We start from the raw sequence: 6,024 nt of genomic DNA, 5'->3' as shown, positions 1-6,024 counted from the left end.
TAACAAAGTAACGTTCGTTACTTTGTTACGACCCGGCGTTGATGGAAACAGGTGATAAACTTCCTATTAGTGTCAAGCAAGCGAGCAAAAAAAATAATCTTTATGGGGACGCCAGATTTTGCGGTTCCGAGCCTCAAAGCACTCATCGAAACTGATGATATTGAAGTGCTTGCCCTCATTACTCAACCTGATAAAGCTGTCGGACGTAAACAGATAATGACCCCACCACCAACTAAACTAGTAGCCGGAGCTGCTGGCATTCAAGTCTGGCAACCAGCCAAGATTTCAGAAGATAAAGATTTAATTCAGAAACTCAAATCATTAAAACCAGATTTCCTAATAACTGTCGCATACGGGCAAATCCTCAAAGACAATATCCTTGAAATTGCGCCAGTAATCAATGTCCACGCTAGCTTGCTACCAGAATTTCGTGGTCCTGCGCCGATAAACTGGATGCTCTTGCATGGAGATAGCAAAGTAGGTATCACAACTATGTTGACAGACAAAGGGGTAGACACTGGTGCAATGCTATTGAAAGACGAGATTCGCATTGATGAAACAATCAACGCCTCCCAACTCACCGCAAGCCTAAGTCAACGAGGAGCTGCTTTATTAATCAAAACAATAAATGAATTTGCAAATATAAAACCGATAGCGCAAGACAAACTAACTTCCGCAAAACAACTTGCACCTTTCATGGATAAAAACCTTGGACAAATTGATTTCAACGCAAAAGAGCTCGTGCTCAAGTCAGCCAACCCTAAACAAGGCGAGTTTGAATTTAGACAAAAAAATAATGCAACAGCGATTCATAATCTAGTACGAGGCACTTATCCTTGGCCTGGAGCTTGGTTTAAAATGAAAGAACAAAAAGTCATAGCGCTTGAAACCAGAGTAAACAAAATGGAGACAAATGAATTAGGTGTTGCTCCAAGCACTATCACTAAAGTCGATAAGGAGATTGGGTCATTTACAGTTGCTTGTCTTGAATCTGAGCTCGAAATTATTAAAGTTAAAGCTCAGGGGAAATCTGAAATGAGAGCTCTTGATTGGCTCAATGGACAAAGGCTTAAGCCTGGGGATAAGTTAACTAGCTAATAATTTAGAGGCGACTCTGCGATTATCCTCGAATCTTGTTCTTCTACTTTCTTGCAATTGCATTGCTGGGCTAAAGTGAGCTGACGCTGCATGTTCTTGAATTCTAACTCTTTGAACTGGATTATGAAAACCTTTTGACATACTTGTGATGGCTAATCTAGTATTCTCAGTATTACGAGCAACTTGATGGGCTCCCTCAGTATGCTCTGAAAAGCTTGGATGCGCAGCAGACTTGAATCCTTTTTCAAGGACTCTGGCTGCTACTAATGATAGTGATGCTACTACGATTTTAATCTCCTTAAATTAAATAGCTAAATTTGGTGTTACTGGATGAGCCATGCTCGTTGCCACGCTTCTTGATTTTTCAGCAAAAGTATTTTCAGCAAAAGTATTTTTATGAAAAAAATTACGACTAATATCTCTTGCTTCCTGCGCAGTCTTTGATGGGTCAACAAATCTCACAGCTGCCGCAACAACTCCGTCAGTGAGAAGGTGTTTTACTGTTGTGCGAATTGATCCTGTTATGCTCATTTGCGTCTCTTGCCTCAATAATTAAAAGTTAATTAAAGCTAAACACAATCTTAACAAATGTATCTCGTCTTTGCAATATGTATTTACGTTAATATCTACGTTTTTTGTAAATATTTTGACTAAAGCTCATAAAATTGTGAAGAAATAGTATAAATTAAGTGAATTCGAGAATTAGAACCAACTTGGATCAGATATATTTACATCTCATCTGGTCTTAATTCATCACCAGGGTCGTCCATTCCAGGCATTATTTTTGAAAATACAGTGAAGAACAATATCCCAATTAGGGTCAGCATACTGAATCCAAAAACTACCCCTTTCCACATGCCTTCAAAGATCATAAGGCCATTCTAGCACTAGAGCTTTTAGCTTGGCCCGCAAGTTCAAAACTTCTTTGAATCGTATCTTTGAATGCCACTCCACCAATATAATTACCCAAGAGCTTGAGGCTAGCAGGAAGTTCATTATTAATCTGGCTGATAATACTCAGGTAACCGATATTGTACTGAGGAATAGCCTGCTTGCATAATTGCTGATCAATTAGTTTGAAATCATCAACTTTAAGTTTGGTATTTATGTATGGCTGAAGTATTCTTGTTAACTCATTTGCAGGAGACTGTGACCTCGCAAAGCGCGAGAAACTAGTAAACAATAACTCATTTGCTAGTCGCCTCTCAGGGAAAAGCTCTGAAGAAAAAATAGTGCCCATCAGACTTGAATCCGCATTCGCGTTAATAAAACCAAAAGCATCAAAAGTCTTGAGTAAGTTTGGATTAAATAAATTGCGACTAAGACTAAAAGCATTTAGCTCAATATCTGCGTAATAGATTCTGTTCAATAGCTCACTGAGCTTGGGATAAACAACTGACAAGAATTCAGCTGCTTGATAAGCCTTGGTCGCAAGTACTAAATGATCACAAGTGATTTGTTGAGAATTAATTTCAAGCAAGTAACGCTCGCCATCATAACTAATTAAACGAGCATCGGCTCCTCGTAGTATTGCCTCTTCACCAATATAGGCGCCAAGAGCCTCACAGAAACTTGACATCCCTTTTATAAAAGAACAAGTTTGTAAAGTCTTGCTATGTTGTTTACTAGACTTGGGTTTTTGTATAAATCCAGCCAAGATTGATCCATAATTTGATTCCAAATCCTTCAATAACGGCAATGCAGCCTGAGCAGAAAGCATCTTAGCGTCACCAGCCCAAATACCCTTGAGCGCGTGACCTAATAAATCAGCCAGCTCTGCATTAAAACGTCTTGAGATGAAGTCATGAATTGACTCATCATCACTCTGTGATTTATTAGATAAAAAAGGCTCACGCAAAACCGAGAGCTTCGCTGGCAAACTCAGCAAATCAGAAAATATCAACGAACCAGGACTCGCCAACTTGAGTTGATCATTCTGACAGAGATAGCGCTTGGATTTTTTAAAATCATGGCTAATCACTTGATCACGAAAACCAATTGTATCAATCATCGCTTCAAGTCCTTCAGAACGGTTCATGAAAGAATTAGGACCAAATTCATAAATGGAATTCTTGTAGTTGCGACTTTGCCAAGAACCGCCAAGCTGAGAAGATTTTTCGATTAATAAAAAATCGCTTGTAGATTTATAGGCGTAGCTAAGACCGGCAATCCCGGCACCAATAATAATTTCTGAGTAGTGTTGTTTGAGCACTACTATATTATAGACTTTTATCTAACTTAAGCATTCACTAAAAATTGCAATGTCTCAACCCTTATCTGGCACGTGCTTTGCACGGACAGAACCTTTCATCATGGACCCGACTAGAAAAACTTCGTTTTACAGCGTGTCCTTAAGAGCCGACGCTAATAACTTTTTGTTTGGCTTCAGACCAATTACCTGCTCTGTCTTGGATTAATAAAGATACTTTGTGAAACCCATTAGTTAGATTATTCAAATTCAGTCCTCGCCTACTACCTACTGTACCATCTACATTAGAGATCCATTTATAAGCCTGAACTTCCCTACGTCTCTCTCTACCACCGAGTCCCGCATACAATGTTCGCTTGCGCTGATTAATCTTAAAACTAAAGGTATCGAAAACGGCTGGACTAATTATACGAGTGTTCGTCACATTTAAGATTCTAAACACTGGTTCAGACCATTCACCTTGGATATTTCTCACTCTGACCGAAATAGCATGAGAGCCTTCTGTTAAATTATTTACAACTATATCTTCTTGATCACCAATGAAATCATCGATATCTGAATTCCATTCATAAGCAACAATATTAGGATCACTCACTTGCGCATGAATGCTAACAGCATCTCCAACAACGGCATTAGCTTGCATTACAATATCATCAACCTCTAATGGGAATTGAATCTCAGCACTAAGTCCACCTATGGTCTCACCTGTCTCGCGGTAACGTCTAAATAAAGTCTCAACACTTGAAGCCAAGATGCGAGCTTTAATTGTTTGACCATCTAGGTCTTGCAATTTGCTTTTGGCTTTGATTAAAGCAGCAACTCCAGCAACCAAAGGAGCTGACATTGAAGTGCCAGATTTGTAATCATATGAATTACCAGGGATAGTACTAAATATCCATGAACCAGGCGCAACTATATCCACCCAATCACCATAATTAGAAAAACTCAATTTACTTGTGTTATTAGCAATTGCACCAACTGAAATCACTTCAGGGAAAGCTGCCGGGTACATTAATTGAGAAGTAGAATTATTACCTGCTGCTGCCACCAGTACAATACCAAGGCTATCAGCGAGTTTGAGCACATCGTGCAAAGCGGATAGTTCACCACCAGCGAAGCTCATATTAATCACATCAGCGTTGTTGTTAATTGCATAAGAAATTGCATCTATAATATCTGATGTTTTCAAGAAGGCAGAACTGCCAGTCGAGTAACCAGCTCTAAGAGGCATGATCTTAACTTCTGGTGCAATTCCACTGATGCCGATTGTATTATTCTGCACAGCACCAATAATTCCTGCAACATGAGTTCCATGACCATTCTTATCACTTGGATCGTTATCGCTTCTACCGCAGTCCTCTCCAAAAGCACAATTGCTTCCACCACTGACTACAAAATCCCAACCTCTAACATCATCAATAAAACCATTATTGTCATCATCAATTCTATTTCCTGGAATCTCATCAGTGTTATTCCAAATATTGGCAGCTAGGTCTTCATGCGTATAATCTACACCTGTATCAATTACTGCGACCGTGATACCATCACCCTTGGTGATTGACCAAAGCTGTTCTGGTTTAATAAAATCATGTGACCATTGATTATGAGACAAAGGATCATTAGAAACTGTTGTTGTTGCTTCATATAAATAGTTTGGGTAAACCGCTTCAATTTCATAATCGGTGTCTGCAAAATGAGATAGATTCAATTTGCGAACTAATTTTCTGAGATCTGATTTTGAAGTGACCTTGTCTAGTTTTAACAAAGCTAATTGAGACCTGAGCTTAAGTTTGTTAAGTTTGCGAAGCTTACGGAATTTGGCATGCTTTTTCTTTTTGAATTGTGCAAATAAACCTTGGGACAAATCATCTTGTAAATTAAACTTGCTAGCAAACTGATCAATAAACTCCGCTTCTGACTCTTTGACAACTTCTTTTTTAAATTTGTATTTAATAATAAGCTCTTTAGTTTCGAATTCCTCTGTCTCTAGCTCTGCTTGAACAGGGTTGATCAAAAAACCAAAGTTAATAAGTAATACAAATACTAAGGATAATCGTTTGAGAATAGTTATCAAGAAGGGCATTCTTAGACAATTGACCCTTAAGGAGGCAAGCAAAAGACCGCATATCTAGGCTATTTATTATTTCTTACATACACCGGTCACTGTAGACAGCGGAACCTTTTGAAGCAATATGCTAGTACTAAAAGTTGATTTATAATTTATTTATTCTAGACCAGCAAAATGATCAATCTCAGCATCATTGTCACAGACGGGATTAAGCAACGATAAGCAGCAAATTGTTATGGATATATAATCATTGACAGGAACATAGCGTGATACATGATAAAATTCATCATTGAACGCGGGGATACAAATATCATATAGGAGTACATTATGGCAACAGCAGAAGCAAAAACATCTAATAGAAAACTCAAGCCCATCAACGATAAAATCGTTGTGCAAAAAGCGGAACCTGAGACAAAAACAGATGGCGGGATATATTTACCGAGCAGTTCACAAGAGAAACCACTAGAGGGAATTGTTATTGCAGTTGGACCTGGTCCTCGCAATGACAAAGGTGAAAGACAAGAATTGCAAATCAAAGAAGGTGAGAGAGTTCTTTATTCTAAGTACTCTGGAACTGAATTTAAACAAAACGGCAAAGAACTTCTGATCATTTCAGAGAAAGATATTCTTGCAATCATCGAAGGTTAAT

6 protein-coding genes are annotated in these 6,024 nt (G+C 38.5%); 2 read left to right on the top strand and 4 right to left on the bottom strand.

Going from position 1 to position 6,024, the window contains the following annotated elements; genetic code table 11:
* The first annotated feature begins 69 nt into the window (after positions 1-69).
* Positions 70-1,098 (top strand): methionyl-tRNA formyltransferase, encoded by a 1,029-nt coding sequence (locus tag O3C63_01710; protein MDA0771638.1) that lies wholly within the window; start codon positions 70-72, stop codon positions 1,096-1,098.
* On the opposite strand, the gene O3C63_01705 is transcribed toward O3C63_01710, so the two are convergent.
* The 4 genes from O3C63_01705 to O3C63_01690 form a co-directional block, all read right to left on the bottom strand.
* Positions 1,087-1,239, bottom strand: coding sequence for a hypothetical protein (locus tag O3C63_01705; protein ID MDA0771637.1), 153 nt, complete (start codon positions 1,237-1,239; stop codon positions 1,087-1,089). The genes O3C63_01710 and O3C63_01705 overlap by 12 nt on opposite strands.
* A 162-nt stretch (positions 1,240-1,401) precedes the next feature.
* Positions 1,402-1,629, bottom strand: a complete 228-nt coding sequence (locus tag O3C63_01700) for a hypothetical protein (protein ID MDA0771636.1) — start codon at positions 1,627-1,629, stop codon at positions 1,402-1,404.
* A 337-nt stretch (positions 1,630-1,966) separates the two neighbouring features.
* Positions 1,967-3,310: a protoporphyrinogen oxidase gene (gene hemG, locus O3C63_01695; protein MDA0771635.1), complete on the bottom strand. Its 1,344-nt coding sequence runs from the start codon at positions 3,308-3,310 to the stop codon at positions 1,967-1,969.
* Positions 3,311-3,449: 139 nt separating this feature from the next.
* A complete protein-coding gene (locus O3C63_01690; protein MDA0771634.1) occupies positions 3,450-5,390 on the bottom strand; it encodes a S8 family peptidase in 1,941 nt (646 codons plus the stop codon).
* A 312-nt stretch (positions 5,391-5,702) separates the two neighbouring features.
* Here O3C63_01690 and O3C63_01685 point away from each other — a divergent pair, with 312 nt between their 5' ends.
* A complete protein-coding gene (locus tag O3C63_01685; protein ID MDA0771633.1) occupies positions 5,703-6,023 on the top strand; it encodes a co-chaperone GroES in 321 nt (106 codons plus the stop codon).
* The last annotated feature ends 1 nt before the right edge of the window (position 6,024 follow it).

It is taken from the genome of Cyanobacteriota bacterium (genome assembly GCA_027618255.1).
Classification (GTDB): Bacteria; Cyanobacteriota; Vampirovibrionia; order LMEP-6097; family LMEP-6097; genus JABHOV01.
The sequence above is the reverse complement of the archived record's forward strand: the minus strand, read 5'-3'. Positions and strand labels throughout refer to the sequence as shown.